The following is a 19,022-nucleotide window of genomic DNA, read 5'->3' on the forward strand; positions in this document are numbered from 1 at the left end:
CACATTGTCTCGGGTAGCTCAACCTCACCCGTATTGCACTGTTTTTGCCGCCGTGAACTCCCTCACTGACAGCATGAGCGAAGCATATAATATTTTTTAGAAAAAAGCGAACGTTCGCTCTTTTTATGAAACAGCGTTGTTTTCCTCACCAATCACGGGGCTGTAGGGGGGCAGCACAGGCACTGGAAGCGGTATCAGAAAGCGCTGCTGCATCAGCGCCAGCATCTGTTCGGCGGGCACGGGGCGCGAGATGAAATAACCCTGCACTTCGTTGCATTGCAGGGCGCGCAGGATGTCGAGCTGCTCGCGCGTCTCCACCCCTTCGGCCACCACGCTCATGCCCAGCGCATGCGCCATCGACAAGATGGCGCGCACGAACACTTCGCCCTGCTCCGAGCGGCCCAGCTCCATGGTGAAGGCGCGGTCGATCTTCAAGCCATCCATGGCGAACTTCTGCAGCTGCGACAGCGAAGAATATCCCGTGCCGAAATCGTCGACCAGCAGGCGCACGCCCAGCGCGCGGATGGCAGACAACTGCTCCACGGCGCGGTTCTGCTCATCCATCATGGCCGATTCCGTGATTTCCACCTCGATCAGCCGCGCATCGATGCGGTGGCGCGTCAGCGCCGACGCCAGTACCTGGTGCACGTCGCCACGCCCGAACTGGCGCGCCGAGACGTTGATGGACACGGGCACCAGTTCCAGTCCGCTGGCCTGCCAGCGTGCCATTTGCAGGCATACCTTCTCGATGACGACTTCGCCCAGCTGCGAAATCAGACCGCTGCTCTCGGCCACGGGGATGAATTCCAGCGGCGGCACCATGCCATGCTGCGGATGGTGCCAGCGCACCAGCGCCTCCATGCTGCACAGCTGCCCGCTCATGGCGTCGACGCGCGGCTGGTAGACGACGAGGAACTGGTCCTGCTCCAGCGCCGTTACCAGGCTTTGCTCGAGTTCGCGGCGGTTGCGGATGGTTTCGAACAATTCCGGCTGGAAGAAGCGGTGATGGCCCTTGCCCGCCACTTTCACGGCGTACATGGCGATATCGGCGTTCTTCAGCAGCACTTCCGTCTCGGCCCCGTCGCGCGGATACAGGCTGATGCCGATCGAAGCGCCCATCTTGTGGCGCTCGCTACCCAGGTAAAACGGTTCATCGAAGGCGCTGGCGATGCGCTGCGCCACCTGTTCGGCGCGGCTGTCGTCTTCCACCGGGTCGAGCACGACGACGAATTCGTCGCCGCCCAGGCGCACCACGTGGTCGCCCGGGCGCAGCACGGCCTTCAGGCGCAGGGACGCGGCGCGCAGCACCTTGTCGCCCTCCGCGTGGCCTTGCGTGTCGTTGATATCCTTGAAGCCGTCCAGGTCGATGAACAGCAGCGCCAGCATGTGCCGCGCGATGGCGGCGCGGCCCAGGGCGCCGGGCAGGAATTGCTGCAGCCAATAGCGGTTGGGCAAGCCCGTCAAGCCATCTTCATTGGCCAGTCGGCGCAAGTCGCGCTCGTGCTCCTTGGCCGTGCTGATGTCTTGCAGGGTGACGGCCAGGCGGTCGCCACTGCGCACCAGGCGCCGGCGTATCCAGCGCAGCTTGAAGGGGTTACCTTCCGGCAGCTCGATCTCTTCCTCGGAGAAACCGGAGACCATGGCGGCCCGGTAATGATGGATCAGGTCGCGGAAATATGGCTCGTGGGCGCGCGACTGCAAGCGCATGCCCAGCAACTGTTCGCGTCGCACGCCAAAGTAGCCGGCGCCCGGTTCGTTGCAATCGACGATCTCGAAATCAAGGATGCTGCCATCCGCGCCGCGCAGGGCGGCAATGATATAAAAGCCGTCGCTGGTGCCTTCGGTGGCCATGCGGTAGGCATTGCGCACGCCTTCGGACTGGTGGTGGCGCCAGGCCAGGCGCAGCGACAGCACGGTGGCGACGGCGGCAAAGGCCAGCAACAGCAAGGTGACGGCAAAGGCGATGCCGATATAAATCGTGCGCGTTTCCTCGTAGGGGTGCAGCATTTCGCCGTCCGACAGGCCGACCATCGCCGTAAACGGATAGGCTTTCAGCGCCTGCCAGCCCACGTAGCGGCTTTGCTTGTCGGAAAAGGCTATTCGGCCGCCCGAATGCAGGGAGCCGCTGTCCGTTTCCAGGAAGCTGGTGTCGAGAAACGGCGTGCCCTCACCGCTCGGGGTCGGCAGCACGCGCGAACCGAGGCGCGTGCTGAACAGCTCGCCCTCTTCGCCCACCATGGCCGACATGCCGAACTTGCCGAAACTGACGCTGTTATAGAATTCGGAAAAATAGCTGGAATGGATGGAGATCAGCAGCACGCCGTCAAAATTGCCATCCTCGTCTTCCAGCCGGCGCGTGAAATGCACGAGGCTTTCGTCGGCACCCGGCGCCGTGGCCTCACTGGCTGCATTGGCCGCATTGGCCCTCCCCAGCGCAATGCGCAGCGCGCTGGAATTGCTGCGCCAGTGGCGCAGCAGGAAATCGCTGCGCTCGTTAACCCGCAGGCGTTGCAGCGGCGCCGTGGCCGTCACAAGGTGGCCCTTGCGGTCGAGGATGGCGACGATGGCAAATTGCGGCAAGGCATACATGCCCTGCGTCTTCAATTGGTCGAGACGCAGCTGGCCGTGCGAATTTTCCCACTCATACTTGAGCTGCAAGGTCAGCTGGTCCATCTGCTCCAGGGTGCGCAGCAGATACTGGCCATACGCTTTCGACAACGAAGACACGCTGTCGAGCGCCTGCTGCTGCGCCACCTTCTTTTCCGCCTCCAGCTGCAGCAAGGTGGCCGTCCACAGCACGGCGCACAGGACCAGCCCTAGCAAGGGCCAAGCCAGGATCAGGCGCAGGTTGGCCTTGAGAAAATCGGCCCTGCTCATCTCCACCACGGCGGCGTTATTATTATTATTTACAAATTGTCGCAAGAACATGGTGCAGCGTCTGCCGTTTCTATGTATTTCTTTAAGGACACACAAATTACCACAGAGTCATGTTTGCAGGTAGGACAGCCGCGTAATTATGTGTGCGGGCCGCAGCCCGCCTGTCGCGCCTGCGTTACAATCACCATCCTTACCGTTGGAGAAATACATGCAGCAATATCAAGATTTGATCAAGACCGTGCTCGAAACGGGCAGCTGGCAAGACAACCGCACAGGCATCCGCACCCTGAGCGTGCCGGGCGCCATGATGCGTTTCGACTTGGCCAACGGCAACTTCCCTGCCGTGACGACCAAGAAACTGGCTTTCAAATCCGTGATCGGCGAATTGTGCGCCTTCCTGCGCGCTTCGCGCAACGCGGCCGAATTCCGCGCGCTGGGCTGTAAAGTCTGGGACCAGAATGCCAACGAAAATGCGCAATGGCTGGCCAACCCTTACCGCGAAGGCGAGGATGACCTGGGCCCCGTGTACGGCGTGCAATGGCGGCAATGGCCCGCGTATAAACTGCTAGCCGCCGACCAGCCGGCACAGATAGCCGACGCCCAGGCGAACGGTTTTACGCTGATCGCCCCCATCGACGAAAACGGCGTGCAAAAAGTGCTGCTGTACAAGGCCGTCGACCAGTTGCGCGAGTGCCTCGATACCATCATGACAAACCCCGGCAGCCGGCGCATCCTGTTCCATGGCTGGAACCCGGCCGTGCTGGACGCCGTCGCCCTGCCCGCCTGCCATTTGCTGTACCAGTTCATCCCGAACGCCAGCACGCGCGAAATCTCGCTGTGCTTATATGTACGCAGCAACGATATCGGCCTGGGCACGCCGTTCAATATCGCCGAAGGCGCCGCCCTGCTGCACCTGGTGGCGCGCCTGACGGGCTACACGCCGCGCTGGTTCACGTATTTCATCGGCGACGCGCATATCTATGAAAACCACCTCGACATGGTGGAAGAGCAACTCAAGCGCACGCCCTTCCCCGCGCCGCGTTTCGTCATTTCCGAGCGCGTGCCCGACTACGCGAAGACGGGCAAGTACGAGCCGGAATGGCTGGAAAAGATCGAGCCGTCGGATTTCTCGCTGGAAGGCTATGAACACCACGCGCCCATCAAGGCGGCGATGGCCGTCTGATGGCGGTCGCACCGCTGGCAGCGCTGCACCGCAAGCTGTTTGACGAAACCGACGGAAACAAGTTCGCCCGCCTGAAGGATAGGCTGCTGAAAAAGCATGCGGCCGACGAGCGGCAAGCCGTGCTCGCCATCCTGATCGCCTACGCCAGGGACGGCCAGCTGCTGCACTGGCGCGCCTTCCTGATGACGGATATCGTCGCCCTGGCCGAGCCGGGAGAATACGGCGATTTTTTCAGCTGGAGCCTCGATATGGACGGCCTCGCCTACTGGGGCGTGGATGGCATGCTCAAAAGCATGGGCAAGGCGGCGTATGCTCCGCTCGTGGCCCTGGCCACTGCGGAAAATACCAAGCTGAGCGTGCGCGCCAAGGCCGTCAAAAGCCTGGCCGTCTTCAGCCGCCAGCCTTTCGATGCCGGTTTGCCTTGCGATCCCGGTCACTGGAAGGCAGAACAGCTGCGGCTGGCCGACGTGCTGGCCTGGCAGCGTGACGCTTATCCGGATGGCGCAGGCCATGCCTTGCCCGCCACCCACGCGTCGCTCGGGGATCCGCGCACGCCGCTGGAAAAAGCCGCGGCCAGGCTGGAGAAAAAGCTGGCCGCCAGACGCAAGCAGGAACAGGATCTGGCGCAGCCATCGAACTGGCTGACCATCGCCAGCGCCGCCGACATGGCCGGCATCGCGCAGCGCTGGGCCTTGCCGGAACACTACCGGCGCTTCCTGGCTTGTCATTCGCCGCTGCGGGTGGTAATCGACAGCCAGCAGTATTTCCAGGGTTTGAGCCTGTATGGCGCGGCCGGGCTGATAAAGGCCCAGCACGGTTACGCCTGGAATCCCGTCAGCAGTGAAACCATCGCCGGCTGGCCGGAACAGTATCTGGTGATCGCCGACGCTGGCGCCGATCCGTATTGCCTGGACCTGGGCGCCATCGCCGATGGCGACGCGCCCGTGTATCACGCCGAACATGGCATGGGCGCATGGTGCTTCGAGCGCCATGCGGATAGTTTCATCGACTTCCTGAACGAGATCGCGTCAGCGGCCTAGCCTGCTTCGCCTCCCGGGCCGCCCGGGCCTGGGCCGCCTGGCCCGCGTCCGCCCGGCGGGCCGAAACGCGGTTCCCGCTCCCCCTCTTTCGCCGCCGACGTGGCGCCGCCGAGGCGGTACGACAGCCCCACATAAATCATGCGTCCATCAAACCGGCGCGTGCTCGTCTCGCGCAGGGATGCGCTGTTGATGACGGTTTCCATCTTGTTGCTGCTGAACACATCAGTCACATTCATGACCAGGCTTAGCTGCGGCGTCAGCGTGTGGCGCCAGCTCATATTCAAGGTATTGTTCGGCGAGCGGTAGCCCTGTCCCGACAGCATCTTGCCTTGCATTTGCAGGGCCAGTTGCAGCTGGTTGGCCGTATTGAACTGGTAATTGAGGCGCGCGCGGCCGCTGAGGGCATTCGCCGTGCGCGTGCTGCGGTTGCCCAGGTCGTCCGAGCTGGTTTGCTGGCTGCGCGCCAGGTTGCCGCTCGTGTTCAGGGTCAAGGAAGGCGTCAGCTTGCCGCTGAGGCTAAACTCCAGGCCGCTCGCATGGCTGCCTGCGCCGTTTTCCCGCGTGGTCAGCAGCACATTCTCGCTAATAAAATAGCGGTAATCGACGATGGCGTCCGTGTCGCGCCGGTGGTAGGCGCGCAAGCTGCTTTCCAGGCCAAACAGTTTGGTTTCATAGCCAATCTCGAACGCGTCCGTCTGCGTGGGTTTCAGCCTCGGATTACCGGCCGACACATTGAACTCGTCGCGGTAGACCACGTACGGGTTCAGGTCGCCCGCGCTGGGGCGGCGAAGGCGGTGCGCATAACTGAAGCGCAAATTGCTCTCGTCGCTGACTTTATAGGTGGCGAACAGGCTGGGAATGTAATTGACGTAGTTGTTGCTGGCCTCGACGCCGCCCGTGATCTGGCGCACGTTCAAGTCCGTGTATTCGGCGCGCAAACCGGCCAGCGCGCCCCAGCGCTCGGTGAGGCGCATCTGGTAAGAGCCATACAGCGCGATGGTGCGCTCGTCGAGTTCGAAACGGTTGCTGCGCATGGGGTTGACGCTCTCCGCCAGGCTGGCCGGATTGATGTCCGTGTACAGGGTGTCGAAGCTGCTCTGGTTATCGGCCACCTTGTAGCCCAGCTTGGCCGTGCCGCCCGCCAGCGGACGCTCGTAGTCACCACTGAAGTCGACGATGCGGTTGCCCGTCTCGCTGTGCTGGCGCGCGCGGCTGTCGAAGGCATTCACGGGTGCCACCGTGTAGGTGTTGGCGTAATCGCTGTCGCTCTCGTTGGTCGAGGACGATACGCGCAAGTCAATTTTGAGGGTTTCGCCCGGCAATTCTCCCTTGTGGTCGTAGCGCGCGCCCCAGCTGGTGTTGCGGCTGTCGCCATTGCGCACGGTGCTGCGCACATAGTCGACTATGGTGCCACCCATGGAGTCGCCATTGATGTAGCGGTCGAGCGAGCGCTGGTCGTTGCTGCGGCCGTTGTACGACACGCTGGCGGCCAGGGTGTCGTTGGCGTTCAGATTGTAATTGACGGTTCCGTGCAAGCCCAGCGAGTCATTCAAGCCATTGTTGCTGGACTGCTGGCTGCTGGGGGCGAATGCCCCCGTGTCGCGTTCCAGGCGCTCGCGGCTGACCTCGCCCACGGAATTGCGGCCGTCATGGCGCACATTGATGCCGCCCTGGTAGCCCCATGGGCCCTCGTTGTAGGTGCCGGAGACGGAGCTGTTGTAGCGCCCGGCGATGCCCGCATTCGCATTCACGGTGGCAAAGCCGCCCGGCTTGCGGTTGCGCCGCATCACCAGGTTCAAAATCGGGCCGCCACCGGCTTCGTTGCCGAACTGGGCACCGGGATTGTTGATCACTTCCACCGATTCGATATCGTCGGCCGCCATGGCGTTCAGGGTGGCGCCGCGTGAATCGCCCTGCAGCATGGCAGATGGCTTTCCATCGATCAATATCTGCACATTGCTGCTACCGCGCAAGGACACGGAACCGTCGGGGTCGACGGCCACTGACGGCACATTGTTCAAGGCATCGGCCGCCGTGCCGTTGCTGCTGCCCACGTCGGACTTGACGTCGTAGACTTGCCGGTCGATGCGGCCAGCGGGGCGCTCGGCCGTGACGCTGACGGATGGCGGCCCATCGACGGCGGGCGCCTTGGCCGATACTGGTGCTGGTGCGGGCTTGACGACGGCGTCGCCGGTGGCTACGGCTTGTGCCTGAGCGGAAACATTGGCAGACAGCAGGCTGCCGCCAGCGAGGCAGCAGAGAACAATTTTATGCATGAAATAAATAGCCCAGGAACTGTGAGGCGCAACGCAAGCGCGTGGCAACCAAGAATCGAATGCCATGATTCTAGGGGCCAACGCATAGCCAAACAATTGCAATTTACTTCAATTTACAAATCTCTTGCGCTTGTGGCATTACTGCCTCATCCCTTGAGGAACAGCTAGGTCAGCAAGCCCTTTCCCCGCGCCAGTTTCAGCCAGCCCGGATATTCCGTCATCAACAAATCATACAGTTCCGCATCGCTGTGTTCGTCGGGCGAGCTGACGGAAAAGTAATTGGCATTGTCGACCAGGCGCCCCTGCAATTCGTCGAGCTTTTCCAGGAAGGGGAAGTCGGAATCGGCGAAGGCGGCGAGGAACTTGCTTTTCGATTTGCGCCCCTTGCCGATGCCCATGAATTGCCAGAAGATCGGTTCATTGCTGGCCCAGCGCAATTGTTTTTCCGTCGTCGCCTGGTCGCTCGTGCCGCCATCGGTGACGAACATGACGTACACGGGCATTTCCGCGGCGATGGGCCGCGTGCGCTCGCCGCCGGCCGCATCGGGAAAGTAAAACGCACGTATCGCCTGCATGGCGGCGCCATAGCGCGTGTCGCCTTCCAGCGGATGGCGGATGATCGCCCGCCCCACATAAGTGTTGCAGTTGTTCAAGTCCATGGGCCCCGGATGATGGACGTTCTTGCCGAACAGGAAAACATCGATCTCGCCATCGTCGTCGAACTTGCAACCCAGGGCCAGGATGCGTTCGGCAAAGCGCTGCACCAGCCCCTCTTTATACAGCCGCCCCATGGAACCGGAAATATCCAGGCATAAACACACCTTGGCGCGGTGCTCAAGCAAGCCCACTTTTTGCAGAGACACGCCCGCCTGCTTGACCAGGCTGACCAGGTGCAGCGCATCGCGTTCGACGCGCTTTTCCAGGTTGATCTTGGCTTGCTGGGCCGCCGATGCAGCTGCTGGGGCCGCTGGCGCAGCCTGGTCGACTTCGCCGCCAAAATGCTGCACCAGAGAGTCGAGTCCCCCATTGAAACCTTGTCCCACGGCCATGCAGCGCCAGCCGCCATCCTTGCGGTAGATTTCCGCCAGCATGACGGCTTTTTCCTGTGCGAAATCACTGCCCGCGAAGGCGAAACGGGCCAGCTCGCGCCCGCCCGCCTGCAGGCGCACGTGGCCAGCTTGCAGTTGCGACATCACGCCGCCGCCATCGATGGAGGCCGTCACGACAAGGCGCTCTATGCTGGCCGGCAAGCGCGCCAGTTGCAAGGCAAACTCGGCCATGTCGCCGCCGCTGCCGGCCCGCGCCTCCACGCCGCCGCACGGCGTGCGCGGCTGGTTGAAAAAGGTCATGTAGCGCTCGTCGGAGAGTTTACCGGCCGCATCGAGGCCGAAACAAGCCACGTCGAGCGCCAGTCCCTGCGCGGCGACGCCGATCTGCAGCATGCCATCGGGAACGAGATTGGCCAGCGGCAAGCGCTGTCCCTTGGACAAGGTTTCCATCAGTGTCTCCTAGGCGATATAGCGGCGCGGATTGTCCGCATTGCAATCATCTTCATCTTCTTTGTCCTCGCCCTTGAAGACGACGGGACCATTGAAGGCCAGCTGCAGGTTCTCGCCGTGCCAGCTCAGCCACGGCGTCGCTTCGCTGCCCGGCTCCGACGTCTTGCCGGACGGCTCGAGGATGATGCTGTCGTGCGTGATGCGCGCCATGCCGATCACATAGGTGTAGACGGTATCATCGTCGGCCGCCTTGGACAGGCGGAAGTCGAATGCGCACTCGACGATCTGCTGGCCGTACTGCATGACCATCTTCGGCCGCATGGAGGCGACCGACACGGCGCCGTTGGCCACCGCCGAATACACGCTGAAGACGAGGCCCACCGTGCCGCCGTAATGTTGCGCCAGGGCAGGATTGACTTCCACCGTTTCCGTGGCTGGTTCCTTGCCCGATGCGCCCGCCACGTCGCCCAGATGGCGCACGAAGGGCATGATGTCAAAGTTGCCGGGCGTATCGGGCGCCTGGATGAAGCGCATCTGGCCGTTCGGCAAGAGGATGCCGACTCTTAAATCGAGGTCGTCGTTATCGTCGTCGCCATCGCCGTTATCGACCCAGGTGGCCTTGACGGTAAGTTTGCCCGGCGCGCCCGCGCCCTTTTCCAGCGACACCTTGTGCGTCTGGCCCGCCTTCGTCAGCGAGATTTTCGACAGGGAAATCTTGGGTGACGGCACCGGTTCCGCGACGGCCTGCGCCACTTCCCCGCCGAAATGGGCGACCAGCGCGTCCAGCCCGCCATTGAAACCCTGCCCCACGGCCATGAAGCGCCAGTCGCCGTCCTTGCGGTAGAACTCGCCCAGCATGACGGCTTTTTCTTGCGCAAAATCAGCGCCAGCATACGTGTAACGGGCCAATTCTCGCCCGCCGTCGAGCAAGCGCAGGTAGCCGCTGCCCAGCTGCGCCATGGTGGCGGCGCCATCGATGGCGGCCGTGACGACCAGGCGCTCGATGGAAGCAGGCAAGCGCTCCAGCTGGTAGCTGAAACCGGCCGCATCGCCGCACGGCGCCGAGGTTTCCACGCCGCCACACGGCGTGCGCGGCTGGTTGAAGAACGTCATGTAGCGATCATCGGACAGTTTGCCGTTGGCGTCGAGGCCGAAACAGGCAAAGTCCAGCGCCACACCGGCGCTGGCGAGACCCAGTTGCACGACATTGCCCGTGACGAGGCCGGACAGCGCCAGGCGCTGCCCCTTGATCAGGTTTTCCATGGGATTATGTATTCAGGTGTGGGAGCTTCGGACAACGGCTCAGGGCAAGGCGCGTCGTCCGAAGACAGTACGAATGTACAGTCAGTCCATGGCGGAGCAACGCCGCCATGGGCCGTTTTCCGGAGCTCTTAGGCGTTGATGCCGAAGGAACGGGCGAGTGGACCCAGGCCGCCCTTGAAACCCTGGCCGATTGCCTTGAATTTCCATTCGCTGCCGGCGCGGTAAATTTCGCCGAAGATCATGGCCGCTTCCGTCGAGCCGTCTTCCGACAGGTCGTAGCGGGCGATTTCCGTGCCGTTGTCGCCGTTCAGGCAGCGGATGTAAGCCTTGCCGACCATGCCGAAGTTCTGCTTGCGATTTTCCGCGTCGTGGATGGTGACGGCCACGGCGATCTTGTCGATATCGGCCGGCACGTTGGCCAGGTCGACGGCAACTTTCTCGTCATCGCCATCGCCGCCGCCCGTGGTGTTGTCGCCCGCGTGGACGATGGAACCGTCAGCCGACTTCAGGTTGTTATAAAAAATGAAATCGGCATCGGAACGGGCCTTGCCATCCGTTTTCAGCAGGAAGGCACTGCCATCCAGGTCAAATGCGGCGCCATCGGTGGCGCGCGGGTCCCAGCCAAGGCCAATCACGATTTTCTTCAAGCCAGGAGCTTCCTTGCTCAGGTTGACATTGCCGCCTTTTTGCAAACTGATCGCCATGGTAATTCCTCTTTAATGTGGGGGTTGCATTCGGTGTTTCAGGTCACGTCGCCGGCACGCCGGCTTGATGAGCCATGAGCCTACCATAAAGTTACTGCTTGCCAGCCGCGCACTATTGAAAATAGTACCATACGGAAAATCCCGTGCCGCAGCCCGGATGCGCAAAATGACGGATAATGCCGCTCGACAAAAATTTTCACCCTCATGAGCGATTTGAACCCAGACTTGTCCTTGAACAATACGCAGATACGACTCGACTGTATTCCCGGCACCCTGTGCGACGAGCGCCTGTGGTCGCGCCTGGCGCCGGCTCTGGGCGACACCTTTCAGCTACAGCACGTGCCCCTGCACCAGGCGCGCACGCGCTCGCAGATGCAGCAGATGATCGCCAGCCACAGCGCGCCGCAAGCCCATTTGGTGGGCTTTTCGCTGGGCGCCTACCTGGCGCTGGAACACGCGCTGGCGCACCCGCAACGTGTGAAATCTCTCACTTTGATCGCCAATTCGGCCCAAGGTTTGCTGCCGGCGGAAATTAGCGCGCGCCAGCGCATCGTCGCCATGCTCGAGCGCAACGCCTATGCGGGCATCACGCGCCAGCGCCTGCGCGAACTGCTGCACCCGTCGCACCTGAGCGATGTCGCCATCACGGGACTCATACAGCAGATGGGCCTGGACCTGGGCAAGGACGTACTGCTGGCGCAATTCATCACCACCATCGCCCGCCCCGACCTGATGGCGCGCTTGCCGGAACTCGATTTTCCCGTGCTGATCGTGGGCGCCGAAGACGACAAGCTGGTCCATCCCGACGATCTGCGCGCCATGGCCGCCCGCCTGCCGCAAGCCACCCTGCACTTATTAACAGACAACACCGGCCACATGATTCCGCTGGAAGCGCCGGGAGCGCTGGCGCAAGCCATGCGTGCGCATCTGGAGGCTGCCGGCAATTTCAACGATAATGACGGGCATCGGGCATCGCCCCCACCTTTTTCACAGAACCAATGAGCCATTTGACCATCATCGTCGCCACCGACCAGCAAGGCGGCATCGGCATCGACAACACCCTGCCGTGGAAACTGCCGGAAGACCTGGCGCATTTCAAGCGTCTGACGACGGGCCATCCCATCCTCATGGGCCGCAAGACCTTCGATTCCATCGGCCGTCCGCTGCCAAACCGCCGCAACATCGTCATCACGCGCAATCCGGACTGGCGCCACGAGGGCGTGGAAGCGGTGTCGTCGGTGCAAGCGGCCATCGCCCTGCTGGACGGCGCCGAAGGCTATGTCATCGGCGGCGCGGAGATTTACAAGCAGGCATTGCCCCTGACCCAGCGTTTGATCATCACGGAAATCGGCCAGACCTTTGATTGCGACGCCTTCTTCCCTGCCGTTGATCATGCCGTATGGCAAGAAACCACGCGCGTAGCGCATGTATCGGAGAAATCCGGCCTGCCTTACGCCTTTGTCACGCTGCAACGCAAAGCCTGATAAGGTGATATTGATCGCCAGAGTGTTGCTGTAATACCCCTGTCACACGCTTGCTTCACGCTAGCGCAAGCGTGTGATGCTGTAGGGTGATATTTTTTTCCCGCAGATGCCGCATTTCTGCGAGAATCCCGTTCTTATTTTTTTTCTGCGGCTGCCGGGTTGTACTACCGCCTGAAGTCGCGCCCTAGTCCGCCCCTTCACATCTGTCAGGGGCGGCTTGCTTTTTTGGAGACATGCATGAAATTTCGTTTCCCCATCGTCATCATTGACGAGGATTTCCGTTCTGAAAATACGTCCGGCCTGGGCATTCGCGCCCTTGCCGCCGCAATGGAAAAAGAAGGCATGGAAGTGCTGGGCGTGACCAGCTACGGCGATTTGTCGCAATTTGCCCAGCAGCAATCGCGCGCGTCAGCCTTCGTGCTGTCGATCGACGATGAAGAATTCGGTGCCGGTTCCATCGAGGAAACCGATCATGCCTTGAAATCGCTGCGCGCCTTCGTCGAGGAAATCCGCTACAAGAACGCCGACATCCCCATTTATCTGTATGGTGAAACGCGCACTTCGCGCCACATCCCGAACGATATCCTGCGCGAACTGCATGGTTTCATCCACATGTTCGAAGATACGCCGGAATTCGTTGCGCGCCACATCATTCGCGAAGCGAAATCCTACCTCGACGGCCTGTCGCCGCCGTTCTTCCGCGCGCTGGTGCACTACGCCAACGACGGTTCCTACTCGTGGCATTGCCCCGGCCACTCGGGCGGCGTGGCGTTCCTCAAATCCCCGATCGGCCAGATGTTCCACCAGTTCTTCGGTGAAAACATGCTGCGCGCGGACGTCTGCAACGCCGTCGAGGAACTGGGCCAGCTGCTCGACCATACGGGCCCTGTCGCCGCGTCGGAGCGCAATGCGGCGCGCATCTTCAATGCCGACCATTGCTATTTCGTTACCAACGGCACGTCGACCTCGAACAAGATGGTGTGGCACTCGACCGTGGCGCCAGGCGATATCGTCGTCGTCGACCGCAACTGCCACAAGTCGATCTTGCATTCGATCATCATGTGCGGTGCCATTCCCGTGTTCCTGATGCCAACGCGCAATCACCTGGGCATCATCGGCCCCATTCCGCTGCATGAATTCACGCCGGAAAGCATTGCCCGCAAGATCGAGGCGAATCCGTTCGCGCGCGAAGCGAAGAACAAGAAGCCGCGCATCCTGACCATCACGCAATCGACTTACGATGGCGTGATCTACAACGTGGAAACCCTGTGCGAAATGCTGGACGGCAAGATCGACACCCTGCACTTCGATGAAGCATGGCTGCCGCACGCCACCTTCCACGATTTCTACAAGAATATGCACGCCATCGGCAAGGACCGTCCGCGCGCCAAGGAATCGATGATCTTCTCGACCCAGTCCACGCACAAATTGCTGGCCGGCCTGTCGCAGGCCTCGCAAATCCTCGTGCGCGAATCGGATACGGTCAAGCTGGACCAGGACGCCTTCAACGAGGCTTACCTGATGCATACCTCGACCTCGCCGCAATACTCGATCATCGCTTCGTGCGACGTGGCCGCGGCCATGATGGAAGCGCCGGGCGGCACGGCCCTGGTGGAAGAATCGATCATGGAAGCGCTCGATTTCCGCCGCGCCATGAAAAAGATCGACCAGGAATGGGGCCAGGACTGGTGGTTCCAGGTGTGGGGTCCGGCCAGCTTCAACGACGAAGGCATGGGCCGGCAGGAAGACTGGATGATACGCGCCGAGGATGACTGGCACGGCTTCGGCGACCTGGCTCCCGGCTTCAACATGCTCGACCCGATCAAGGCGACCATCGTCAACCCGGGCCTGTCGCTGGACGGGCAGTTCGGCGAGACGGGCATTCCCGCGTCCATCGTCACCAAGTACCTGGCCGAGCACGGCGTCATCATTGAAAAATGCGGCCTGTACTCGTTCTTCATCATGTTTACCATCGGCATCACCAAGGGCCGCTGGAATACCCTGCTGACAGCCTTGCAGCAATTCAAGGACGATTACGACAAGAACCAGCCGATGTGGCGCATCCTGCCGGAATTTGCGGCGGCCAACCCACGCTACGAAAAAATGGGCTTGCGCGACCTGTGCCAGCAAATCCACGATTTCTACAAGGCCTACGACGTGGCGCGCCTGACGACGGAAATGTATCTGTCGGACATGATCCCGGCCATGAAGCCGTCGGACGCGTTCGCCAAGATGGCGCACCGCGAAATCGAGCGCGTGGCCATCGACGAACTGGAAGGCCGCATCACGTCCATCCTGCTGACGCCGTATCCACCGGGCATTCCGCTGCTGATCCCGGGCGAGCGCTTCAACAAGACCATCGTCGACTACCTGCGCTTCGCGCGTGACTTCAACGAGCGCTTCCCCGGCTTCGAGACGGATGTGCATGGTCTCGTGAAACGCGAAGTCGATGGCAAGCGTGGTTACTTTGTCGATTGCGTCAAACTGGATGAGAACCCCTAAAAACGTCGCCCTTCCTTAGACAGTGGTATTGAACGCCGCCCGATGCAAATCAGGCGGCGTTTTTCATTTCAGGCCACCGCGCGCTCCGGTGAAAGACAGGCGAACGGCGTTTCGCCGATAGCGTAAAAACCATGGTTTCCGGCGTAGCAGGTTGCGTTGTCAAGATGAGCGTTCAAACAAGCTTAATTGGCGGGAATGATTACGTCGCCTATCCGCCACAGCGCCTACTCTCGGCAAAAAAATATTTTTCATTTTTAAAATATAAACTTCGCGCTACTTCGGCAAAATTACCGCCAATTTCATGTCAACTGTTCGCAAAAATAAAAGTAGCCAACATGCAAATACTTAATTGAAAACAGGAATAGGGGGAGCAAGCCCTACAATTAACGGGCCGGAATTTTATTGCCCGAAAGAAACTAAATGACTAACCCTACTTTGCGCCGCTTACTGGCCATCACCCTACTCAGCCTGCTTGCCGCTTGCGGCGGTCGCGGCGACAGCAAGAGCGACTCCATCCAGAACCCGGACGTCTCGGTCGTGCCGCCAGCGACCACCGCCCCCGGCGATGCGCAAGCCCCCGGCACCACGCCGGGCGATACCGTTGCGCCGCCGCCCCTGACCACGCCCCCGCTTGGCCAGGCAGCAACCTTCACGCGCCAGGAAGCGTCGCGATTTCTGGGCCGCGCCACGTTCGGACCGGACATGGCGGCCATCGAAACGCTGGCCGCCAGCGACAGCGACGCCTGGTTCCGCGCACAGTTTTCCAAGCCGCAAACCTTGCATCGGAAATATATCGACGCCATGCTGGCGGCGCAGGCCGCCGGCGGGCAAAAAGTGGGGTTTACGGGGGTGTATGAAACTTTCTGGCAGCAGAGCATCCGCGGCGAGGATCAATTGCGCCAGCGCATAGCCTTTGCCCTGTCCGAGATTTTCGTTATTTCCATGCAGAATGAATCCGTGCGGCCTCAGGTGCGTGGCGTGGCCAGTTACTACGATATGCTGGGCCAGCATGCTTTTGGCAACTTCCGCGACCTGCTGCAAGGCGTGGCCCTGCATCCGATGATGGGACTGTACCTGTCCCACCTGCGTAACCAGAAAGAATCGGCCACCCGCACGGCAGATGAAAACTTCGCCCGCGAAGTGATGCAGCTGTTTACCATCGGCCTGTACCAGCTGAACGCGGATGGCAGCCTGAAACTGTCCGGTGGCAAACCCATCGATACCTACACGCGCGACGACGTGGCGGGCCTGGCGCGCGTCTTTACGGGCTGGAGCTGGGCCGGTCCGGACCAAAGCGCCACACGCTTCTATGGCGGCACGACCGATCCCGACCGCGACTGGAAGCCGATGCAGAATTACGCGGCCTATCATTCCAGCGGCGACAAGCGCTTCCTGGGCCAGAGCATCTCCGGCGCCAGCAGCGGCCAGGCCGATCTGAAACTGGCGCTCGATACCCTGTTCAATCATCCCAATGCGGGACCGTTCTTTGCCCGCCAGTTGATCCAGCGCCTGGTCAGCAGCAACCCCAGCGCCGCCTACGTGGGCCGCGTGGCCGCCGCGTTTGCCAACAATGGCAGCGGCGTGCGCGGCGACATGCAAGCCGTCATCCGCACCGTGCTGCTCGATCCGGAGGCACTGGCCCCAGGTGGTACCACTTTGCGCACAGGCAAGTTGCGCGAACCGCTGCTGCGCCTGGCCGGCTGGATGCGCGCCTTCGATGCCAAGCCTGCCAACGGGCGCTACCGCATCTATTATCTCGACGACCCACTGAGCGGCTTGGGCCAGAACCCGCTGAATCCGCCCTCCGTGTTCAGTTTTTTCCGCCCCGCCTATACGCCGCCCAATTCCGCCCTGGCCAGCGCGGGCCTGGTGGCGCCGGAACTGCAGATCACGGCCGAGCCATCGGTGACGGGCTACCTGAACTTCATGCAGGAAGCCGTCAATAGCGGCGTGGGCGAGAACCGCGAAGTCAAGCCTGACTACACGCGCGAATTGGCGCTGGCCAGCGACGCGGGCGCCCTGCTCGACCGTATCGACCTGCTCCTGATGCATGGCAGCATGCCCACCAGGCTGCGTGGACAAATCCTGACGGCCATCAATGGCATCAGCATCCCCAAGGCCACGGCCAGCAATGCCACCCAGGTCGCTACAGCCCAGGCCAACCGCGTCAAGCTGGCCATTTTCCTGACCATGGCCTCGCCGGCCTACCTGGTACAAAAGTAAGAGCGATCACATGCAAAATTTCCCGTTTTCCCGCCGCCGCTTCCTCGGCTCCATGCTGAGCCTGGCCGGCACCAGCGCCGCCCCCTTTGCCCTGAACCTGGCCGCCATGGGCAACGCCGCCGCGCAATCGGCCGGCGACTACAAGGCCATGGTGTGCCTGTTCATGGCAGGCGGCAATGATGCCTTCAACACGGTGCTGGCCACCGATCCCACCTCGTGGAATGAATACGCGCGCCTGCGCAACACGGGCGGCGCCGATTCCATCCATCTGCCCGGCGTGGGCGAGACGGGCGGCGTATTGCCCATCGTGCCCGCTACCGCGCAAGCGGGCCGTGCCTTCGCCCTGCATCCCCAGCTGGCGCCCCTGAAAGATCTGTTCGACAATGGCCGCGCCGCCGTCGTGGCCAATGTGGGCACCCTGATCCAGCCCGCTACTCTGGCCCAGTACAAGGCGGGCAGCGTAGCCTTGCCGCCCAAGCTGTTCTCTCACAACGACCAGCAATCGACGTGGCAATCGGGTTCGCCGGAAGGCGCCAGCGTGGGCTGGGGCGGCCGGGTGGCCGACCTGGCCGGCTCGCTCAATACGAATGCCATGTTTACGGCCATTTCCGCCGCAGGCAACACCGTCTTCCTCAGCGGGCGCCAGGTGCGCCAGTTCCAGGTGGGCCAGGCAGGCGCCGTGCCCATCCGCGGCCTGAGCGGCAGCCTGTATGGCAGCACGGGCGGCGCGGGCGCGCTGCAAGCCATCATCAACGCTGCGGGCAGCGACCTCATCGAACAGGAACATGTGGCCGTCGTGCAGCGCGCCATTTCCAGCCAGAGCGTGCTGAACGGCGCCATGCTGGCGGCCGGCGCGGGTGGCGTGCCCAATCCGCCGCCCTACATCAATCCGAACACGGGCGTGTCCGGCGTCAATCCGCTGGCCGTGCAATTGCAGACAGTGGCGCGCATCATCGGCGGGCGCGGCGCCTTGGGGACGAAACGGCAAGTGTTTTATGTGACACTGGGCAGCTTCGACACGCATGACCGGCAAAAAGTGCTGCATGCCGACCTGATGGCGCGCCTGGCCCATGCGCTGGCGTACTTCGACACGACCCTGGCGGCCCTGCAGGGCGCGGACCTGCGGCGCCAGGTGACGACGTTTACGGCGTCGGACTTCGGCCGCACCTTCAGCAGCAACGGCGACGGCACGGATCACGGCTGGGGCGCGCACCACTTTGTCGTGGGCGGCGCCGTGAAGGGCCGCGACATCTACGGCGCCTTCCCCTCCACGGGCCTGGGCCATGAGCTGGACGTCGGTTCCGGCGCCCTGCTGCCGACCACCTCCGTCGACCAGTACGGCGCCACCCTGGCCAAGTGGTTCGGCGTGGCCGACAGCCAGCTGGCCGAGGTGTTCCCGAATATCGGCAACTTCAGCCGGCGCGACCTGGGTTTCATGACAGCAACTTAACCATACACGGCGGTAGCAAGCCGCTGCCAGGACGCAAGATATGGATGCGCATGCAGACTCTCCCTGTGCTCGCGCGTACCTTTACGGGAGGCGCCGGGTGCAATGCGGACCTTGGCGGCTGCCGCGCCACTGCTGCGCCTGCTGGCGCTGTTCCGGCGTCAGCACGGCCAGCAATTGCTGTTCCAGCCGCGCCTGCTGCAAACTGATCTTTGCCATGGCTTGCGCCGCCGTATTCGCCAGCGCGCTGGCTTTCGCATCATCGTAGGCGCTCGATCCGGCCAGCACCCGCAGCGGCATGCTGCAGGCGGACAAGAGCAACAGGGAGACGGCGATACTCAGGTATTTCATCAGGATTTCCTTTTTGTTGCGATCAGCCCTGATTGTCGGCGTCTGGCGTGTAAAACAAGGCTCTGTCCTCAGTAAGTAGGGGAAATGCCGGAATCTTCCCTTGGCTGTGCTGTCTGACTCTGCATACTCACCACAGAGGGAGCAGATCATGCAGCCAGCCGAATGGATCAGCT

General features: G+C 61.9%; 13 protein-coding genes. 7 read left to right on the forward strand and 6 right to left on the reverse strand.

What is annotated here, in order from left to right; translation table 11 throughout:
• Positions 1–123: 123 nt before the first annotated feature.
• Entirely contained in the window at positions 124–2,877 is a 2,754-nt protein-coding gene (locus ACQ4WS_RS16355; RefSeq protein WP_436477919.1) for a bifunctional diguanylate cyclase/phosphodiesterase, read from the reverse strand.
• Positions 2,878–3,085: 208 nt separating this feature from the next.
• On the opposite strand from ACQ4WS_RS16355, the gene ACQ4WS_RS16360 reads away from it, so the two are divergent.
• Entirely contained in the window at positions 3,086–4,060 is a 975-nt protein-coding gene (locus ACQ4WS_RS16360; RefSeq protein WP_436477921.1) for a thymidylate synthase, read from the forward strand.
• Entirely contained in the window at positions 4,060–5,100 is a 1,041-nt protein-coding gene (locus tag ACQ4WS_RS16365; protein ID WP_436477923.1) for an SMI1/KNR4 family protein, read from the forward strand. Before ACQ4WS_RS16360 ends, ACQ4WS_RS16365 begins: the two co-directional genes overlap by 1 nt.
• On the opposite strand, the gene ACQ4WS_RS16370 is transcribed toward ACQ4WS_RS16365, so the two are convergent.
• The 4 genes from ACQ4WS_RS16370 to ACQ4WS_RS16385 all read right to left on the reverse strand — a co-directional run bounded on the left by ACQ4WS_RS16370 (position 5,097) and on the right by ACQ4WS_RS16385 (position 10,842).
• Positions 5,097–7,376, reverse strand: a complete 2,280-nt coding sequence (locus ACQ4WS_RS16370; protein WP_436477925.1) for a TonB-dependent receptor domain-containing protein — start codon at positions 7,374–7,376, stop codon at positions 5,097–5,099. The two genes, ACQ4WS_RS16365 and ACQ4WS_RS16370, sit on opposite strands and share 4 nt — an antisense overlap.
• A 164-nt stretch (positions 7,377–7,540) precedes the next feature.
• Positions 7,541–8,875 carry a VWA domain-containing protein gene (locus ACQ4WS_RS16375; protein WP_436477927.1) on the reverse strand — a complete coding sequence of 445 codons (1,335 nt, stop codon included), beginning with the start codon at positions 8,873–8,875 and terminating at the stop codon, positions 7,541–7,543.
• A gap of 9 nt (positions 8,876–8,884) precedes the next feature.
• Positions 8,885–10,138 carry a TerD family protein gene (locus ACQ4WS_RS16380; RefSeq protein ID WP_436477929.1) on the reverse strand — a complete coding sequence of 418 codons (1,254 nt, stop codon included), beginning with the start codon at positions 10,136–10,138 and terminating at the stop codon, positions 8,885–8,887.
• Positions 10,139–10,266: 128 nt separating this feature from the next.
• Positions 10,267–10,842: a TerD family protein gene (locus ACQ4WS_RS16385; RefSeq protein ID WP_436477931.1), complete on the reverse strand. Its 576-nt coding sequence runs from the start codon at positions 10,840–10,842 to the stop codon at positions 10,267–10,269.
• A 204-nt stretch (positions 10,843–11,046) separates the two neighbouring features.
• Here ACQ4WS_RS16385 and ACQ4WS_RS16390 point away from each other — a divergent pair, with 204 nt between their 5' ends.
• The 5 genes from ACQ4WS_RS16390 (at position 11,047) to ACQ4WS_RS16410 (ending at position 18,501) form a co-directional block, all read left to right on the forward strand.
• A complete protein-coding gene (locus ACQ4WS_RS16390; RefSeq protein ID WP_436477933.1) occupies positions 11,047–11,844 on the forward strand; it encodes an alpha/beta fold hydrolase in 798 nt (265 codons plus the stop codon).
• On the forward strand, positions 11,841–12,326 hold the full coding sequence (locus tag ACQ4WS_RS16395; RefSeq protein ID WP_436477935.1) for a dihydrofolate reductase: 486 nt from the start codon (positions 11,841–11,843) through the stop codon (positions 12,324–12,326). Before ACQ4WS_RS16390 ends, ACQ4WS_RS16395 begins: the two co-directional genes overlap by 4 nt.
• A gap of 237 nt (positions 12,327–12,563) precedes the next feature.
• Positions 12,564–14,828: an Orn/Lys/Arg family decarboxylase gene (locus ACQ4WS_RS16400; RefSeq protein WP_436477937.1), complete on the forward strand. Its 2,265-nt coding sequence runs from the start codon at positions 12,564–12,566 to the stop codon at positions 14,826–14,828.
• 420 nt (positions 14,829–15,248) lie between these two features.
• Positions 15,249–17,051 (forward strand): DUF1800 domain-containing protein, encoded by a 1,803-nt coding sequence (locus tag ACQ4WS_RS16405; protein ID WP_436477939.1) that lies wholly within the window; start codon positions 15,249–15,251, stop codon positions 17,049–17,051.
• A gap of 10 nt (positions 17,052–17,061) precedes the next feature.
• Positions 17,062–18,501, forward strand: coding sequence for a DUF1501 domain-containing protein (locus ACQ4WS_RS16410; RefSeq protein WP_436477941.1), 1,440 nt, complete (start codon positions 17,062–17,064; stop codon positions 18,499–18,501).
• 81 nt (positions 18,502–18,582) lie between these two features.
• Here ACQ4WS_RS16410 and ACQ4WS_RS16415 read toward each other — a convergent pair whose 3' ends face one another.
• Positions 18,583–18,849 carry a hypothetical protein gene (locus tag ACQ4WS_RS16415; RefSeq protein ID WP_436477943.1) on the reverse strand — a complete coding sequence of 89 codons (267 nt, stop codon included), beginning with the start codon at positions 18,847–18,849 and terminating at the stop codon, positions 18,583–18,585.
• Positions 18,850–19,022: the final 173 nt, after the last annotated feature.

Source organism: Janthinobacterium leeuwenhoeki, from assembly GCF_051380795.1.
GTDB lineage: Bacteria > Pseudomonadota > Gammaproteobacteria > Burkholderiales > Burkholderiaceae_D > Janthinobacterium.